Annotated in this window: 7 protein-coding genes; 6 read left to right on the top strand and 1 reads right to left on the bottom strand. The window is 47.6% G+C overall.

The features are described 5' to 3' along the window. The first annotated feature begins 84 nt into the window (after positions 1 to 84). From QFZ51_RS25110 to QFZ51_RS25090, 5 genes are all read left to right on the top strand, one after another. Complete coding sequence (locus QFZ51_RS25110; RefSeq protein WP_429050157.1) at positions 85 to 3,483, top strand: SusC/RagA family TonB-linked outer membrane protein; 3,399 nt, start codon at positions 85 to 87, stop codon at positions 3,481 to 3,483. A 12-nt stretch (positions 3,484 to 3,495) separates the two neighbouring features. Further along, positions 3,496 to 5,319, top strand: a complete 1,824-nt coding sequence (locus tag QFZ51_RS25105; RefSeq protein WP_429050155.1) for a RagB/SusD family nutrient uptake outer membrane protein — start codon at positions 3,496 to 3,498, stop codon at positions 5,317 to 5,319. A gap of 171 nt (positions 5,320 to 5,490) precedes the next feature. Continuing rightward, the gene (locus QFZ51_RS25100; protein WP_429050153.1) at positions 5,491 to 6,429 is read left to right on the top strand and encodes an alpha/beta fold hydrolase; all 939 of its coding nucleotides are present in this window, start codon (positions 5,491 to 5,493) and stop codon (positions 6,427 to 6,429) included. Positions 6,430 to 6,626: 197 nt separating this feature from the next. After that, positions 6,627 to 7,583: a two-component regulator propeller domain-containing protein gene (locus QFZ51_RS25095; protein WP_429050151.1), complete on the top strand. Its 957-nt coding sequence runs from the start codon at positions 6,627 to 6,629 to the stop codon at positions 7,581 to 7,583. Next, positions 7,498 to 9,675 (top strand): ATP-binding protein, encoded by a 2,178-nt coding sequence (locus QFZ51_RS25090; RefSeq protein ID WP_429050149.1) that lies wholly within the window; start codon positions 7,498 to 7,500, stop codon positions 9,673 to 9,675. The genes QFZ51_RS25095 and QFZ51_RS25090 overlap by 86 nt, the downstream gene beginning before the upstream one ends. Here QFZ51_RS25090 and QFZ51_RS25085 read toward each other — a convergent pair. Further along, positions 9,665 to 10,306: a response regulator gene (locus tag QFZ51_RS25085; protein WP_429050147.1), complete on the bottom strand. Its 642-nt coding sequence runs from the start codon at positions 10,304 to 10,306 to the stop codon at positions 9,665 to 9,667. The genes QFZ51_RS25090 and QFZ51_RS25085 overlap by 11 nt on opposite strands. Positions 10,307 to 11,196: 890 nt before the next feature. On the opposite strand from QFZ51_RS25085, the gene QFZ51_RS25080 reads away from it, so the two are divergent. Next, a complete protein-coding gene (locus tag QFZ51_RS25080) occupies positions 11,197 to 16,539 on the top strand; it encodes a beta strand repeat-containing protein (RefSeq protein ID WP_429050145.1) in 5,343 nt (1,780 codons plus the stop codon). Positions 16,540 to 16,543: the final 4 nt, after the last annotated feature.

Below are 16,543 nucleotides of genomic sequence, written 5' to 3'. Positions count from 1 at the left end.
ACGTGTAGCACGGTAATCTCATTCCCATTTTAATGAAGTAGTTTTTTAAACCAATATGTAGTCTTTAACCAAAATTTTTCCGTTATGAAATTTGGATCTCTACGGCATTGCCTGAAGGGAGCGACTGGCCTGTGCCTTGTACTGAGTGCGATAACTTCGTCTCTGCGTGCACAGGATGCCATGGCCGGCATCCAGGAACAAACCCGGCAGGAACGCAGCAGATACAGCCCTTCCGATCCGGCCAGGTCGCAAATGATATTGCTGAAGGATGTGCTGGAAAAAATTTATACAAAATATCAGCTCAGGATTGCACTAAACGACAAGTATGCAAAAGATATTTATCTGTCTGACAAAGTATTAAAAATGGATGCCGAAAAGGTAGTGCCGTTTTTGCAGAAAATGTTGCAGGGGCATAGTCTTAAGCTGGATGCAATAGGCCCCTCACAGTATGTGATTACATCGGCGGAGAATCATGTTACGGTGCGTAAACCGGTGGTGAAGCTGAAAGTATCCGGTACCGTAAAAGATAAACTGGGCGCCGCATTGGTAGGAGTAACCGTGAAAATCCTCGGCACACCAACGGGGACTACCACCAATGATAAAGGCTACTATGAACTGGATGTGGAACCCACCGATGTCCTTGAATTTTCTTACATCGGTTACCAGTCGCAGCAAATCCCCGTCAGGAATAAAGTAGATATCAACGTGGAAATGCTGGCCAAGGAAGGCGGATTGAATGAAGTAGTGGTGGTAGGGTTTGGTGCACAAAAGAAAATAAGCCTGGTAGGTGCGCAGTCTACCATCAAACCGGAAGAACTGAAGCTGCCGGTGAGAAGCCTGACGAATGCGTTGGGTGGCCGCCTGGCAGGGATTGTTGCGGTGCAAAGGAGCGGTGAGCCGGGCTATGATGGCTCTGATATCTGGATTCGTGGTATCTCCACTTTTGGTTCCAGTCCGCGCGGTCCGCTCGTGATCGTAGATGGTGTGCCCGATCGTAGTATCAATGATCTTGACCCCGAAGATATCGCCAGTTTTACGGTGCTGAAAGATGCTTCCGCTACTGCCGTATATGGCACCCGTGGCGCCAACGGCGTTATCCTGGTAAATACCAAAACCGGTAAACCGGGAAAACCGCAAATCAACGTGGAACTCAACCAGGCCATCACAAAATTTACACAGCTGCCTGAGTTTGTGGACGCCCCCACCTTTATGAGATTGTATAACGAAGGTTTGGAGATGAGAGGAAGGACACCGCTTTACTCAGAAGAGCGGATACAACAACATGTTTCCGGTGAGGACCCGGATCTCTATCCCAATGTTGACTGGTTCAAAGTACTGTTTAATAAATGGGGACAAAGCAGAAGAGCGAACCTGAATGTACGCGGAGGATCCGAATTTGCTACCTATTATATTTCTGCCGGTTATTATTCAGAAGTGGGTTTGCTGAAACGCGATCGTGTGCAGTCCTATAATTCAGATATAAAACTGGATCGATACAATTTTACCACCAACGTAGATGCCAATATCACCAAAACAACCAAGCTTGAATTAGGCGTAAACGGTTTTATCATTAACAGTAACTATCCGGGTATTGGTACCGGCGCACTTTTTGACCTGGCTACACAGGTACCGCCTCACCTGATACCACCGCAGTATTCCAACGGGGAGTGGCCTAAAATTCCGGGTGGCAGCTATCCCAGTCCATACCGTAACCTTACGCAATCCGGTTATGCTACGGAATACCGCAACACCATCCGTTCCAATATCAGGCTCCGGCAAAACTTCGATTTCATTCTTAAAGGGTTATCATTTACCAGCATGTTTGCTTTTGATGCTTATGGCTGGAATAATCTTAACCGGAAAAGAGAAGTACAAACCTACTATGCCACCGGGCGCGATTCGTTAGGAAATCTTCTTACAAAAATTGTAGACCCCGGGTCCAATGTACTGGGATTCGATGTATCAAGAGGTGGCAACCGCCGGTTTTATACGGAAACCGCGTTAAACTACGCCAACAAGTTCGGTGACCACGATGTTTCCGGATTGCTGTTATATAATCAATCCGATTATATTGACGCCGATGCCGGTACCCTTATTTCCTCTATTCCCTACCGCATCAGGGGGCTGAGTGGAAGAGGTACTTATGGGTATAAGAACCGCTATTTCGCAGAAGTTAATTTCGGGTATAATGGTTCCGAGAACTTTACGCCTAATAAACGGTACGGTTTATTCCCTTCTTATGGCGTGGGCTGGGTAGTATCCAATGAAAGCTTTTTTGCCCCGGTAACTAATGTGATCAGCTATTTAAAACTCCGCTATACCTATGGTTTATCCGGGAACAGTAATACCGGATCACGGTTCCTGTTTCTCACCAGGATAAAGAGTGATGGCAATCTTGGCTATACTTTCGGCGTACCGGGCAACACCACCGGCTATGGCGGGTTGGAAGAAGACCAGATCGGTTCCGAGGTGAGCTGGGAAACAGGTAAACGGCAAAACCTGGGTATTGAAATAAAGGCGTTGCATGACGACCTGTCGCTGATTGTGGAATTATTTAAAGAGCGCAGAACAGGCATCCTGCTGCGGCAATATGATATCCCTTACGCTTCCGGTTATACTACCGATAATATCCCTTACAGGAATATAGGTATTACAGAGAATAAAGGAATTGATGTAACCCTCGATTATAATAAATCATTTTCCGGTAACTATTGGGTTGGCTTCCGGGGAAATTTCAACTTCAATATCAATAAAGATGTGTATGACGGTTTACCACCATGGCAGTATCCCTGGCTGAACCGCACGGGCCATCCTATTGACCAGCGTTTTGGTTATGTAGCCCTTGGCTTGTTCACCGATTCCTCTGAGATTACGAGATCTCCCAAACAGGCCGGAGATGTGCGTCCCGGAGATATCAAATACAAAGACCTGAATGAAGACGGTATCATTAACAGCTATGACCAGCAGGCAATAGGTTATGGCTCAGTACCGCGTATTGTGTATGGCGTTAACTTCAGTGTGGGCGCAAAAGGATTTGACCTCAGCCTGTTCTTCCAGGGTGTGGCAATGGTAGATTTTATGTACAGCGGCGGTCATGCCACCAATCCTTTTTACGAAGGACCTACGATCGGTAACCTGTATACCGCAGTAAAAGACCGCTGGACACCCGAGAAAACTGATGGCCGGCCTTTCTATCCAAGAATGTCAACCCGCCAGGATATTACCACCAATTACTACGAAAGCACCTGGTGGCAGAAACGGGCGGACTATATCCGTTTAAAAAGTGCGGAACTGGGTTATACATTCAGCAGCAGTAATCTTCAGCGCTATGGATTGAAAAGTGTACGCACGTATGTGAACGGAACCAACCTGTTTACCATTTCGCCCTGGAAAATATGGGACCCGGAACTGGGCGATGGCAGGGGCACCGCTTATCCCAACATGACTTCCTTCAATTTTGGTATCCGCGCTAACTTCAAATAAAACAGCATCACTATGACGCATCATATCTTCCAAAAAAATATCCTTTTACTGGCGCTGCTGTTACTGTTTACAGCCGGTTGTAAGAAAGGATTCCTCAATACAGTACCGGATAATATCACCACGCTGAAAGATGTATTTACAAACAGGTCGATGACAGAACAATGGCTGGCGCGCATCTACAACCCGATGCCGGATATGTGGAACCAGCCTTACAGTATTCCGTGGACAGGCCAGTGCGACGAAGTAGACTACGCATGGGTACAACCCGGTATGAACTCAGGCGCCATTACTGCGGATAACGCCAATCCATCCTATTGGAACAGTTATTACCAGACCATCCGGCAGGCGGCCATCTTCCTGCAAAATGCAGATCAGAACAAGGAGATCCTCGCACAACCCGGTGGTGAGCAGCTGCTGAAGCAATATAAAGCAGAAGCCCGCTTTTTAAGGGCCTACTACTATTGGTTGCTCATGCGGCAATACGGACCGGTAGTATTAATGGGAGAAGAACCCAAAGCCCCGGAAGACGATTTCCAGATTCCAAGAAGTCCATGGGATGACTGCGTAAACTATGTATTGTCAGAAATGGATAAAGCAATGCCGGATGTGCCGGTACTGCATATGAACCCTGTAGACCCCACTCAGCCGGATGTTACACAAACAGGCCGCATCACAAAGCCCATTATCCTGGCGGTGAAGTCGCAGATATTGTTATATAGTGCCAGCCCCTTGTTCAATGGTAATACCGAGATGAGCAACTTTAAGAACCCGGATGGCGCCGCCTTGTTTAACCCATCTTTCGACAAAGAAAAGTGGAAGAAGGCAGCCGATGCCGCTAAAGCAGTAATAGATCTTAACAGGTGGGAATTATATACCGTAGCAGATGCAGATCCGTTCCGGGCGGCTTTCCTTTCCTGCCGGAATTTATTCTTTGATGGCTGGCAAAAAGAAGCGATCTGGATCCGTACCTACTCTGATCATGTGGGTAACTGGGAGCGGCATTGTTCTCCGAGGTGCGCTAACGGCTCCGGCTGGAATGGTATAGCCGTCACCCAGGAAATGGTGGATATTTTCCGTACGGCAGACGGCAAAGCTATTACGGATAACAGCAGCGGCTATACGGAAACCGGATTTACCGACGCCGCTACCCCGTATTATGTAAGTGGTACCTCCAATATGTATAATGGAAGGGAGCCCCGGTTTTATGTAGATGTTACTTTTAACGGATCAGTGATCCCGGTGGTTCCGGAAAACGGGCAATCAAGAGTGGAGTTTTTCTTTACCGGCAATTCCGGTAAGAACGGCGCCCCCAGGGACTGGCCTACTACAGGCTACACGGCCCGTAAAAATATTCATCCCAATACAGATTTCAGAAGCGGCCGTAGTTTTTCCCGCCCGGCAATGATGATCCGTCTTGGTGAAATTTACCTGAACTATGCAGAAGCATTGAATGAATACGATCCGGGAAACCCTGATATCTTAAAATATCTTAACAAGATCCGTAACCGGGGCGGGCTGCCTGACCTGGTGGCCGGCGCCAGCCAGGCGGAAATGCGTAAGCAAATTCACCTGGAACGCCAGATAGAGCTGATGTTTGAAGGCCACCGTTATTGGGATGTGCGCCGCTGGAAAGTGGCGAACACGCCGGATCAGCACCAGGGCGGGCAATTCCACGGTATGAACATTGAAAAAGGATCTTTCCTGTCTGATCCCGAATTTCATAAAAGGATAGTCGCTTTCACAAGAGCTCAATGGGATAATAAATTTTATTTTTATCCCGTACCGCAAAGTGAAATTGACCGGAATAAAAAACTGGTACAGTTCCCCGGATATTAATGCAAATACGTACTTAAAAGAGCTGGTTCCTGAACGGGAGCCGGCTCTTTTTTTGCTGTCATTTTTAGCGCGGCTGCCGGCTGTCGCTTTTGGCTCCATGATTGTCGCATATGCCCTGCGGGTGAAAAAGTTTGTATGCCGAGATTTGTATCGTAAACAAAAACACACGATATGAATAAGCATATTATCAGCTCTTTCCTGGTTGCTATGGTAGTGGCGGCAGCAACATCCTGTCAGCCTGGCCCGGAGAATCAGCAAAAGGTTCCGGCTAAGCCGGAAGACACGCTTGTTACCAAGCCGGTGAAGCCGGTTGAAAGCGGCTATGCAGATGTGAACGGGCTAAAAATGTACTATGAAGTATATGGTGAAGGTAAACCTGTTGTACTATTGCACGGATCTTATATGACCATACCTTTGAATTGGTCGCACATCATTCCGCTGTTGGCCGGCAACAGGAAAGTGATAGTGGCGGAAATGCAGGGTCATGGCCGCACAAGGGATATCTCGCGCGAACTTAGTTACGAAGCCATGGCTGACGATGTATCCGGGCTGCTCCGGCATCTCAAAACAGACAGCGCCGACATACTGGGATACAGTATGGGAGGTGGCATCGCGTTCCAGTTCGCCATACGCCATCCTGAGCAACTACGCAGGCTCGTGGTGTTATCGGGTTCCTATACCCACGACGGATGGTGGCCGGATGTAGAAGCCATGTATGCTACTATCGACGCAAATATGTTCAAAGGCTCACCGATGCAAAAACAATATGACAGTCTTGGTAACGATCCGGCCCATTTCCCGGAATTTGTAAAGAAGGTCATCAGTATAGATCTGAAACCTTACGACTGGTCGAAAGAAGTAAAGAACATAAAGGCGCCGCTATTCATGGCCATCGGCGATGCCGACGGGATACGTTATGAACATGCACTGGCACTGTTTCGCGCCAAAGGCGGCGGAAAAATGGGTGACATACACGGGCTGCCTCAATCCCGCCTTGCCATCTTGCCGGGTACCACGCACATAGGGATGATGCAGCGCACCGATTGGCTGATACCCATGATCACTGATTTCCTGGATTCCGATCTGAATACGGCGCCACCTACTTTTTAGAAATACGTGACTAACGTCGATATACATACGTAATTACCGGTGAGCAATTCAGTTGATTGTCTCCATCCGGCGACCTGAAGGGTGGTGTGCAACTAAATATTTTATATCTTTACCTGATATCCAAACAAAGCGCATTTTACCGGTGATGTTGTATTGTGATATTGTATTGTCGTGTAGTCAGTGTTTTTATTGCCAAGATGAACCTTATCTTTTGTCTCAACCTGTTTTTATCCAACTTCATGCCGACCGGGCCCGTTGTTTCAATGGACACCACCGTGCATTACTTTGTCAGGCGCTTTACTGATGAAGATGGTTTGTCGCAAAACAGCGTGAAATTTATTGTGCCGGACAGGAATGGTTTTTTATGGCTGGCCACGGAAAACGGGTTAACCAGGTTTGATGGCAATTACTTTCTCAATTTCAGCAGCGACAACGTGCCTGCTTTGAAAAGTAGCAGGATGGCAAGGATTTATCCCAACGATACTGCTATTACAGTAGAAACGGATATCGGGGAGATATTAACCGTTACAGAGAGTACGGTAAAGCACATCGGGAAGGACATGTCGGGATACAGCTATATGCGATATGCTATAAATGAGAATGATTACTATCCTATCGGGGGATGGCCCGATGATCAGGCTGCCCATTTTGGAAAAGTTCGCCCTGTTGTGATGCCCCTGGGTACAGATAGTTATTTTGCAGTCTATCATGATACGATCTCTTTTATACAGCAGGGAAAATTGGATTACCGGATAACACAGTCCCGGCTTGATGTGTCGCGCTTGTTTGTTTGCGACGGCCGGCTTTTCTACCTTAGCAGGGATGGACACATAACAGGATGGGAGAAAGGGCAGCCGGTACAAGTGCCGCTGATTGGGGATGTATCGTCTGATCCCGCATTTAGTAAATGTAAGATGGAATTGTTCTGGAACCTGGCTGCGCACCAGGTTTTTCTTTATACCGATAAAAATTGTTACCAGTTACAGATAGAACCGGGCGTAGGCATACGCAGCTCCGTTGTGCTGCGGGATTTTGATTTTCACCGGAACTATATTTCTTCCATCTATTATGATCAGTCTGAAAGGCGGGTTTTTCCTCGGCAGTTCTACGAAGGGCCTTTATGTTTGTACCAGGCAGCAGTTCAATGTACGTAAATCGGATGTTTCAAGGGATGAAGTATTTTATGCACAGGCCACTTTCCCCGGAAATGCGGTAGTAACGCCGTCAGGGCTTACCTTTCAGCAGGCAGGAGGATACGGCCGGCAGCCCTTGGCTTTCAACAGGGAAAACGTGCTGGAAAAATATACGTTGGCCCGCGACCAGCAGGGAAGGTATTGGGGAAGAAATGGGATGACATTGGTGGGCGTATCACCGGATTTCAGCCAGGTACTGCATAAAATTGAATTGCCCAACCTCATTGGCCAGATGTTGGCGGACCCGGAGGGAAATTTATGGGTAGGGGGGAAATATCCTGGGTTATACTATATTAAAACAGCTGATCCGGACCCCGTATTGCGGCTTCTTCCGGCGAAAGTAAACGAGGTTACCTTTGTAAAAAACGGAAAACCGGGGATCTTATGGGTAGGTACCGATAACGGACTATACAGGGTGCATCTGCCATCAGGGCGCACCGATACCATCAAGGGCCTGGAAGAGGGACGCATAAGAAGTATCTATGTCCCTAAAGAAGGAGAAGTATGGATCTCCACCTATAACCGGGGCGTTTTCCTTTACAGGAATGAGCGCCTGGTAGCTCTGCCGCAGGACCGCCAGCGGTATATGGGCACCACCCATTGTATTACCGAAGATGATCAGGGATATTTCTGGCTTACTACAAACAAAGGGTTATTCAGGATCAGGCGGCAGGATGCGCTTGATTTCGCAGACGGAAGGCAGCGCGACCTGTACTATTATTATTTCGGGAAGGAACAGGGTTTTAATACAAACGAGTTTAACGGCGGCTGTGAACCCTGCGCCTTAAAATATGAGGACGGCGATATTTCTTTGCCATCGCTGGATGGCCTCGTGCAGTTTACACCGTCTTCCATCAGGATGGAGATGCCGGATAAAGGAATATATGTCGACTGGGTGGAGCATAACCTGAAACCAACAAAAGCTTCGGAACAATTTAACCTGCCCAATAATTTTCAAAGCTTCCGGTTACACATCAGCTCTCCCTATTTTGGTGATTCCAGGAACCTGCAGTTTTATTATTCCTTGGAGAAAGATGATTGGCCGGAAGAACAGATATGGTTGCCGGTGAACAGCGACAGAACGATCACTTTTTCCTCTTTGCCATCCGGGGAGTATCGTATCCGTATCCGCAAGCTGAAGGGGTTTGGGAGAGATCAGTATATTGAAAAGGTGCTTATCATCAATGTACAAAAAGCTTTTTATGAAAGCTTGTGGTTCGGGCTGGCGGTATTAACCATGCTGATCTGCCTGATAATTTTGTTGTATAAGATACGCATCAGGAGTATTGGCCGGAAAAACCGTTTGTTGGAACTAAAGGTAATGAGCCGCACCCGGGAGTTGGAAGAAATGATGACCATACTCCAGGAGTCCGATGAACAGCTGCGTAAACAGGGTTTTATGCATAAGCGTTTACTTGCTGCTATCACCCATGACATTAAAACGCCGCTGAAGTTTTTGTTGAGGGTTAATAAAGAGGAGCCATCATCCGGTGTGTTGCAGGAGAAGGAAATAAAAACGGTTACTTACGACAGTCTTTACCGCATGCACCACCTGGTGGATAATCTCATCCATTACATGCGAATCTCCTTCCTGACAGGCGCGTTTTCTGAAGATACCGTGGATGTCCACCAACTGGTGGAAGAAAAGATGGAGATTTTCGGGCCGGTATCCGGATCGAAAGAGATACAGCTTATCAATCATATTCCACCGGGAGTTACGGTAGTAGTAAACAAGCTGTTGCTGGCAGTTGTTTTACATAACCTGTTGGATAATGCCGTTAAATATACCACCAAAGGCGTTGTAGAATTAACTGCTGAAAGAGGGGAGAGGGTTTTAACCATACATTTATCTGATACCGGCTATGGTATGCCGGCAGAAGTAAGGGACTGGATCAATCACATGGAAAATACCGGTCCGGGTCAGATGGGGGGCAGCGGAATAGGACTGATCCTCGTAAAGGAATTGCTGACGGTGATAAACGGCCGGTTGTTTGCCTATCCGGGTGTTAACGGAGGCACTAAGGTTTCATTACAGCTCCCGCTTAATGACTAGTTACCTGGTACATCTGTGCTTTTTCGATTAAGGCGATCACATTTTTTACCCCTACTTTTTCAAAAATACGCGTTTTGTAGGTGCTGACAGTGGTTAGCTGCAAATGGAGTGTTTCCGCAATTTTTATCAGGGGGAGTCCTTTGGTAAGAAGGTTCATTACTTCAATTTCCCGGGGGGAGAGCATTGAAAAGGGGTTAGAGGAATGTTCCTGCTGCCCTGTAAATTTACCTATCAGTTGTTCCCTGACTGCCCTGCTGATATACTTTTCACCACTAAGAATAGCATTGATGGCCACCCTGAATTCTTCATCCGGGGAATTTTTCTCGATATAGCCATCTGCGCCCGCCTGCAGATAGTTAAGGGCATAGAGTATTTCATCGTAGGCAGAAAAAACCAGTATTTTAATACCGGGTTGCCGGAGCTTCACTGCGTAAATCATTTGCCGGTTGTTTCCGCCGGGCATATTAATGTCCAGGATCAGCAGGTCGACATTTTGGGCTTCAATAAGGAAAATGGCTTCATCAAATGTTTTGGCCTCAGTAACAAGCATGGCGCCCGGTAGCGAGCAAATAATCTGTTTCATGCCAAGTCTTACTATAGAGTGATCATCTGCTATCAGTACATTTTTCATTGCTGGTCTAGGTTAGGGCTCATAGGTGGTATTATTGTTTGCCGGCACTAAATTAACATTTTTTTCTTCGTATATATATTACAGTGCCTTAATTTTTTATACTATATAACGTTAAGGGAACTACTACAACAAAAGGGGGATTCCCGTGCTATATTTGAAAATCAACCTGCGTACGGACTTGATAAGAAAGTGCCCGTAATTTAAGATGTGGATATGACACTAAAATGTTACGGCAGGGGTCTCATCCCTTCTATGGGAGTACCGCCAGGATTCCATCGGAAAGGATGATCTGAAAGAACACCGGGTAAAACCGGAACAGGTTTTACATACGGATACAACAAAGGATTTTCATAGGATAGGGAATCAATAAAAGATGAGTGCAAGACACTCCAACGGACAGTAGATTGCCCGGGCGCGCCATGGTACAGCGTTCCCGGGATTTTTTTTTTCAGTTAGAAGTAAGGAAATGTAGTGTAAATACTACATCGCTATTGAACTATAATGACAACAGTGTATAAATAGTTTATCTACTTTCGCTTTGAAGATTTGTTCCGTTGAGTCATGTGAACAATTCTGGGATTTTTCAGGACTAACTAACGATACCCGTATCCTTTTTTGTGATCTTAACACTACATTTTCCTATGGAGAGCTTTACCCAATTACCGCTATATGCGGACCTTAGATTTATGTACTGGCATGAATCCCGTCAATTATTGAACCTGTGATGCTACATGTATTTGATCGGCGCCGCCTGAAAAAGGCTGTCTGCAGGTCTTAACAAGCAACCATATCTGAATACGAGCATGCAAAGATTCCCGTGGGAATCTTTCCCGGTCCGCTATGTTTAACATGGTGGTCAGGGTCCCTCATTACCCAAAGTTTATTGCATTATGTCCCTCTTCAATGTTCCGAATCCCGATTCAAGATTTTTCAGCAAAAGCTGTAAGCGTTTGTTGCTGGCTGTGTTTGGCATGATGATGACCGTTGCTGCAACGGCCAACACCTTCCCCGTTACCAATACCAATGATGCGGGGCCTGGTTCGTTCAGACAAGCCATCCTGGATGCAAACGCTGCAGGCGCGGGGCCGCACGATATCACGTTCAATGTGCATGGGCAGATTACGCTGACCTCTTCCATGCCGACGATAACGGCAAAGAAGCTGACTATCGACGGGCAGAACAAGATTCTGCTGTATTCCACCGGTACCAATTCCATCATTAATCCTTTTGTGATTAATGCGGACAGTGTAACCATCCGGAATTTTACGGTGCAGAATAACGGGGACATTAATGTGGACATTTTTCCGAACAGGACAGGCATCACCATTGATAATATACGGTCTTTCAGTACAGTAGGTAACTTCCTGAATGCATTTATGAGGGTGCAGGGAGCATCTACGGATCTAACGGTAAAAAATATATATTCCACGGATGTAGAACCTGCCGGTGCGGCGCCATTTATCGGGCGGGCTTTTTATTTTACCAACGGCATGCAGACCAACCTGGTGATGGACAATATCCAACTCAGCACGGCAGGGAACGTGCGCGGGAGTGAAGGTATTGTATTCAGGGATGCAGGAGTGAACGGGCTTACACTGACGAATAGTAATGTCAGCGGTTTCCAGAATGCTATTATATTAGATAATACTGGTGGAGCCGTGGAAACAGCGAATAATGTGCTGTTCAGGAATGTGACCATAGATAGTTTATGGAGTGGTGTGTCATTAGGAATTTATTGTGATTATCCTGCTACCAATTTTGAAATTAACAGGACTACGGTGGATATGAATGTGATAGGTACGGATGATGACGGCGACTATGCTATCCGCTTCGACAATACCACAAACGGTATCACCCTGGACTCTATCAGTATAAATGAAAATGATATCTATAACGTATGGTTCAATGGAGCTGCCAGCAACATTACGATCAGTAATGCCCTGATGGAGAGTCGTGTGCCCGGACTTTACCCTACCAGTACTTTTATAAGATTTGAAAATACGGTAAATGGCGTTAATATCAGTAATTCAGTACTGGATGGCGACAAACTCGGCAATACGGATGATTCGGACTATGGGATCTATTTCCTGAATACGGCAACGGGTGTGACCATCAACAATGTTACCCTTAACGAATTTGATATTGCGGGGGTGGTTGCAAGCGGAGCGGCGACTAATTTCCAGGTGACCAATTCAAAATTTACCAATAATAATGATGGTATTGGATTCGCCGGGAATTTTGCACGCAGTAATGTAGATATTGTTAACTCTTCCTTCCGCAACAGTGTGCGGTCCGGTATTGTGCTCAATGGCGCCAATGCCGTTTCTGATTATGACCTCACAGGCGATACGGTAGTTAATAGCGTTAACCACGGTATTTGGTTTTATGGTGGCGCAGGCATAACGAATGCGGAGGTAACGGGTTGCGTTATACGTGATAACGGTGGGGCAGGCGTTTATAATGAATCGCCCAACAAGGTGGTCATTACCAACAACTCCATTTATAATAATACCAGCCTGGGCATCGCAAACCCGGCTGGTAACTGTACTTATACGGCTGCCGCGGGCAAAGCGCCGGTACTGGTGTCGTCCACCGCGCTGGGAGGGGGGCAGTACCAGTTACAGCTCACGATACCAAACATAACAGCCGGTGCGCAATACACGGTAGATATTTATGCCAATGATCCCGCTACGAGTAAAACGAGCGGGCAATATTATGTTACGACCTTAACGGGCGTAGCCGCCGGCACATCAACGCAAACGATCACTTACAATACAGGACCCGGCGCCACCGGCCTCGGTTTCTGGACAGCCACGCTTCGTATACCCGCCAACGATTGCGGTACATCGGAGTTTGGCAACAGCCTTCCCATGACCTTCAAGGGACCTGCCTGCGTGAACAACGGCATCCTGGCATGGTACCGGGCAGACCAGGCGGTGAACGGTGTGAAGTGGGGAGATATTTCCGGGAATGCCAATCACATGAACGTAATAGGTGATCCGGACAATACCACCGGCATGGTGAATTTTAATCCCGCTATTTATTATGATGGTAATGATGCTCACCTTGTACCCGCTTCGGCAGGCGTAACCGGCGCATATACCATGATGGGTTTGAGCCAGCTGGAAGGCTCACAAAACGGTCGTGTATTCACCAGTTCTACCGGTAATAAATTATTCGGCACACATGCGGGATTCGAAAACCGGCTGTATATAGAGGCCTGGCTGAGCACCGGCAACGCCATTACTGCAAAAGGCAAGCTCTATTCTTTTGAAAGAGGGGCAACCGGTACGTATGAATTTAAAAGCAATGGCGCCCTGGTGAAAAACGGCGCTGCTTCTGATGCCGGCGTATGGACGCTGGATGTGGGCGGAGCCGCTTACGGGGAGTATTCAAAAGTATTTATCCCCGAGGTGTTCATCTACAACCGCGATCTTACACCTATAGAAATTCAACGCATTGAATCATACATGGCGTTGAAATATGGCATTACACTCAATGCCGGCACAACGGATTATGTTACCAGCGACGGCGCGGTGCAAATATGGACCGCTGCTTCCAATACAGGTTATGGCACGCGTATCACCGGTATCGGCCGCGATGATTGCAGCATGTTGAACCAAAAGCAATCGCTTAGCCAGGATACTGGTATGGTGACGATTTCATTGGGCAATGCTATTGCCGTTTCCAATGCCGCCAATACGAATACTTTCACGCAGGACAAATCATTCCTGGTATTCGGCGATAACAACGGCATCGCTAATTATTTCACCGCAGTAACCGGCGCTAATGCTACACAGCGCATGGGCCGTGTTTGGAAGGTGCAGAAATCTGCCGGCTGGAATAACAGTCAGCAGGTAACACTGAAATTGGAGGGCGGTACAGAAAACAATTACCTGCTCATCAGTACAGATGCTGCTTTCGGCACCATTACCCGCGAACTGAAACTCAGCAGCACCGGTACCGTAACCCTTTCCAGCGCCGACCTGGCCAATAGTTCCTTCTTTACTTTTGGCAAGCAGCAGCGATCTCCAGGTGGAGTAGCCACTAATCTGCAGGCATGGGTGAAAGCAGATGCAGGTGCCACCGTGGTGGATGGTAATATTACTAAATGGGAAGATCAGGCGGTGCAGAGAGAGTGGCCTTTAGCCATTGCCAACGCGCCCGTTAGCTGGCAAAAGAATACTATTAACTATAACCCCGGTATCAATTTCCTGGCGAATAATTATTTCAGCGTACCGAAGTTCACGGAAAGCTATACAGCAGGCGAAATATTTTCTGTACAGCTATCTAACCTGGCCGCAACTTCTACAGCTTTCAGCTTTCCGTTTGAATTTGGTGGCGACCCCACCGCAGTGGCCGGCCAGCCGGTTTACGTGTATAACGGAAGTCACTATACGCACTTCGGTACTAATACCCGTCCTGGTTACGCGTTAACTGGCATCAATATACAGCAGCCCCATTTATTAAATAACTGGAGCGCTCCCGGCAGCTGGTCGCTGAATTTTGATGGCAAAACGATCGGTAGCAGCACTACCTTCCCGGTTAATTTTTCCAGGGGTACAGCGATGAACACCGCCATAGGAGCAGGGCATTTCGCCAATTTCAACGGCCGCATGTCTGAGTTGATCTTCTATAACCGGCAGTTAAACACTACCGAGCGCGCGCAGGTGAACAGCTACCTGGCCCTGAAATACGGCCTCACTTTAAAAACCGCCGCCGGCGCTCTCACCGATTATCTCGGCAGCGATGGCAGTACCAAAATGTGGACCGCTTCCAAAAATACCGGCTATGGTGAACGTATCACCGGCCTCGGCAGGGATGATAATGGTACGCTGCTTCAGAAGCAAAGCCGTTCACAACTGGATGGCGCCAATGTAACCATTGGCATAGGCAGTGTTCTGGCAGCATCCAATATTGACAACAGCAGTGATATCGTTAACGATCTTTCGTTCTTTACCTTTAGTGACAATGGTCAGGCTGCAACATATAGCCAGGCCGTTACAGGGTTGGGTAATATTACCGTGCGCATGGCGCGGATCTATAAAACAGACCGTACCAACTGGGCTAAGAGCCCCATCAGCTTGTCGCTGACGAGCGGAAACAATACCAACTACCTGCTGGTAAGTAATGATGAAACTTTTGGAACAGGAGATAAAGCGTATGTGCTGGATGCAAATGGAAACGTTACGCTCGACAGCGATCAGCTGCCTGACGGCGCTTACTTTACCTTTGCCAGTGTGCAGGCCGCACCGGCTGGCGTAGCCGCCGGCCTTACAGTATGGGCAAGAGCGGATAGCGGGGTAGTGGGTGGCAACGTTGCTACACAGTGGACAGAGCTGAGCCCATCACGCAGGGCATGGCCTACCGCAGGTGGAGGAGCACTGCCCTGGAAAGAAGCAGCCTTCAACTTTAATCCGGGTATCGGTTTCAGCAACAATTATTTCGTGGCGCCTGAGTTTGCGAATGCACTTACCGCAGGTGAAATATTCTCTGTACAATTATCAAATGCAGATAACACTGTTGCAACGCCAATTTATCCTTTTGAGTTTGGTGGTACTTATGCCAGCTCCCAGGCGGTGTATACCTGGAGTAATAATAATCACTATACCTATTTTGGATCCGGCACTGCACGCAGGAACTTTCCTTACCCGGCTGGCGTAAATGTGCGCAATGCACATATGCTGAATATCTGGAGCGCCACCAATGACTGGGCGGCTGGTATTGACGGCAAGGTATTACTAACTGCCAACGTTAATGCAGTGAGCTTCCTTTCACCAGCAGGAAGTAAGGATTATATCGGGGCCGGTCACAATGCTCCGTTCAATGGCGATATACCTGAAATAATATTATACTCCCGTAAGTTGAGCGCGGTGGAACGCCAGCAGGTACAATCTTACATGGCGTTGCGATACGGCCTTACGCTGGGAATAGGCACGCCGGTGGATTACCTGGCCAGCGACGGTACCACTAAAATGTGGACAGCTTCCGTTGGCGGCAGCTATGCCAGACATATCACCGGTATAGGTCGTGACGACAGGGGCATGTTGTATCAGAAGCAATCCGTAAGTGCAGATACCGGTGTGGTAACCATTGCTGCCGGCACTGCAGTTGCCACTTCCAACAAAGCCAATGCAACGGTTATTACCAACGATCTTTCCTTCCTTAGCTTCGGTGACGATGGCGGCGCTACTACTTACCTGACGCCTGTTACCGGGTATCAGTACTGTTAACAGC

Origin of the sequence: Chitinophaga sp. W3I9 (assembly GCF_050434025.1) — a bacterium.
In the GTDB taxonomy this organism is placed as follows: domain Bacteria; phylum Bacteroidota; class Bacteroidia; order Chitinophagales; family Chitinophagaceae; genus Chitinophaga.
The sequence above is the reverse complement of the archived record's forward strand: the minus strand, read 5'-3'. Positions and strand labels throughout refer to the sequence as shown.

What these genes read in the sequence shown, in the direction of transcription:
- QFZ51_RS25090 (WP_429050149.1), top strand. Translation starts at nt 7,498, where the DNA reads ATGATCAGTCTGAAAGGCGGGTTTTTCCTCGGCAGTTCTACGAAGGGC.
- QFZ51_RS25105 (WP_429050155.1), top strand. Translation starts at nt 3,496, where the DNA reads ATGACGCATCATATCTTCCAAAAAAATATCCTTTTACTGGCGCTGCTG.
- QFZ51_RS25100 (WP_429050153.1), top strand. Translation starts at nt 5,491, where the DNA reads ATGAATAAGCATATTATCAGCTCTTTCCTGGTTGCTATGGTAGTGGCG.
- QFZ51_RS25095 (WP_429050151.1), top strand. Translation starts at nt 6,627, where the DNA reads ATGAACCTTATCTTTTGTCTCAACCTGTTTTTATCCAACTTCATGCCG.
- QFZ51_RS25110 (WP_429050157.1), top strand. Translation starts at nt 85, where the DNA reads ATGAAATTTGGATCTCTACGGCATTGCCTGAAGGGAGCGACTGGCCTG.
- QFZ51_RS25085 (WP_429050147.1), bottom strand. Translation starts at nt 10,306, where the DNA reads ATGAAAAATGTACTGATAGCAGATGATCACTCTATAGTAAGACTTGGC.
- QFZ51_RS25080 (WP_429050145.1), top strand. Translation starts at nt 11,197, where the DNA reads ATGTCCCTCTTCAATGTTCCGAATCCCGATTCAAGATTTTTCAGCAAA.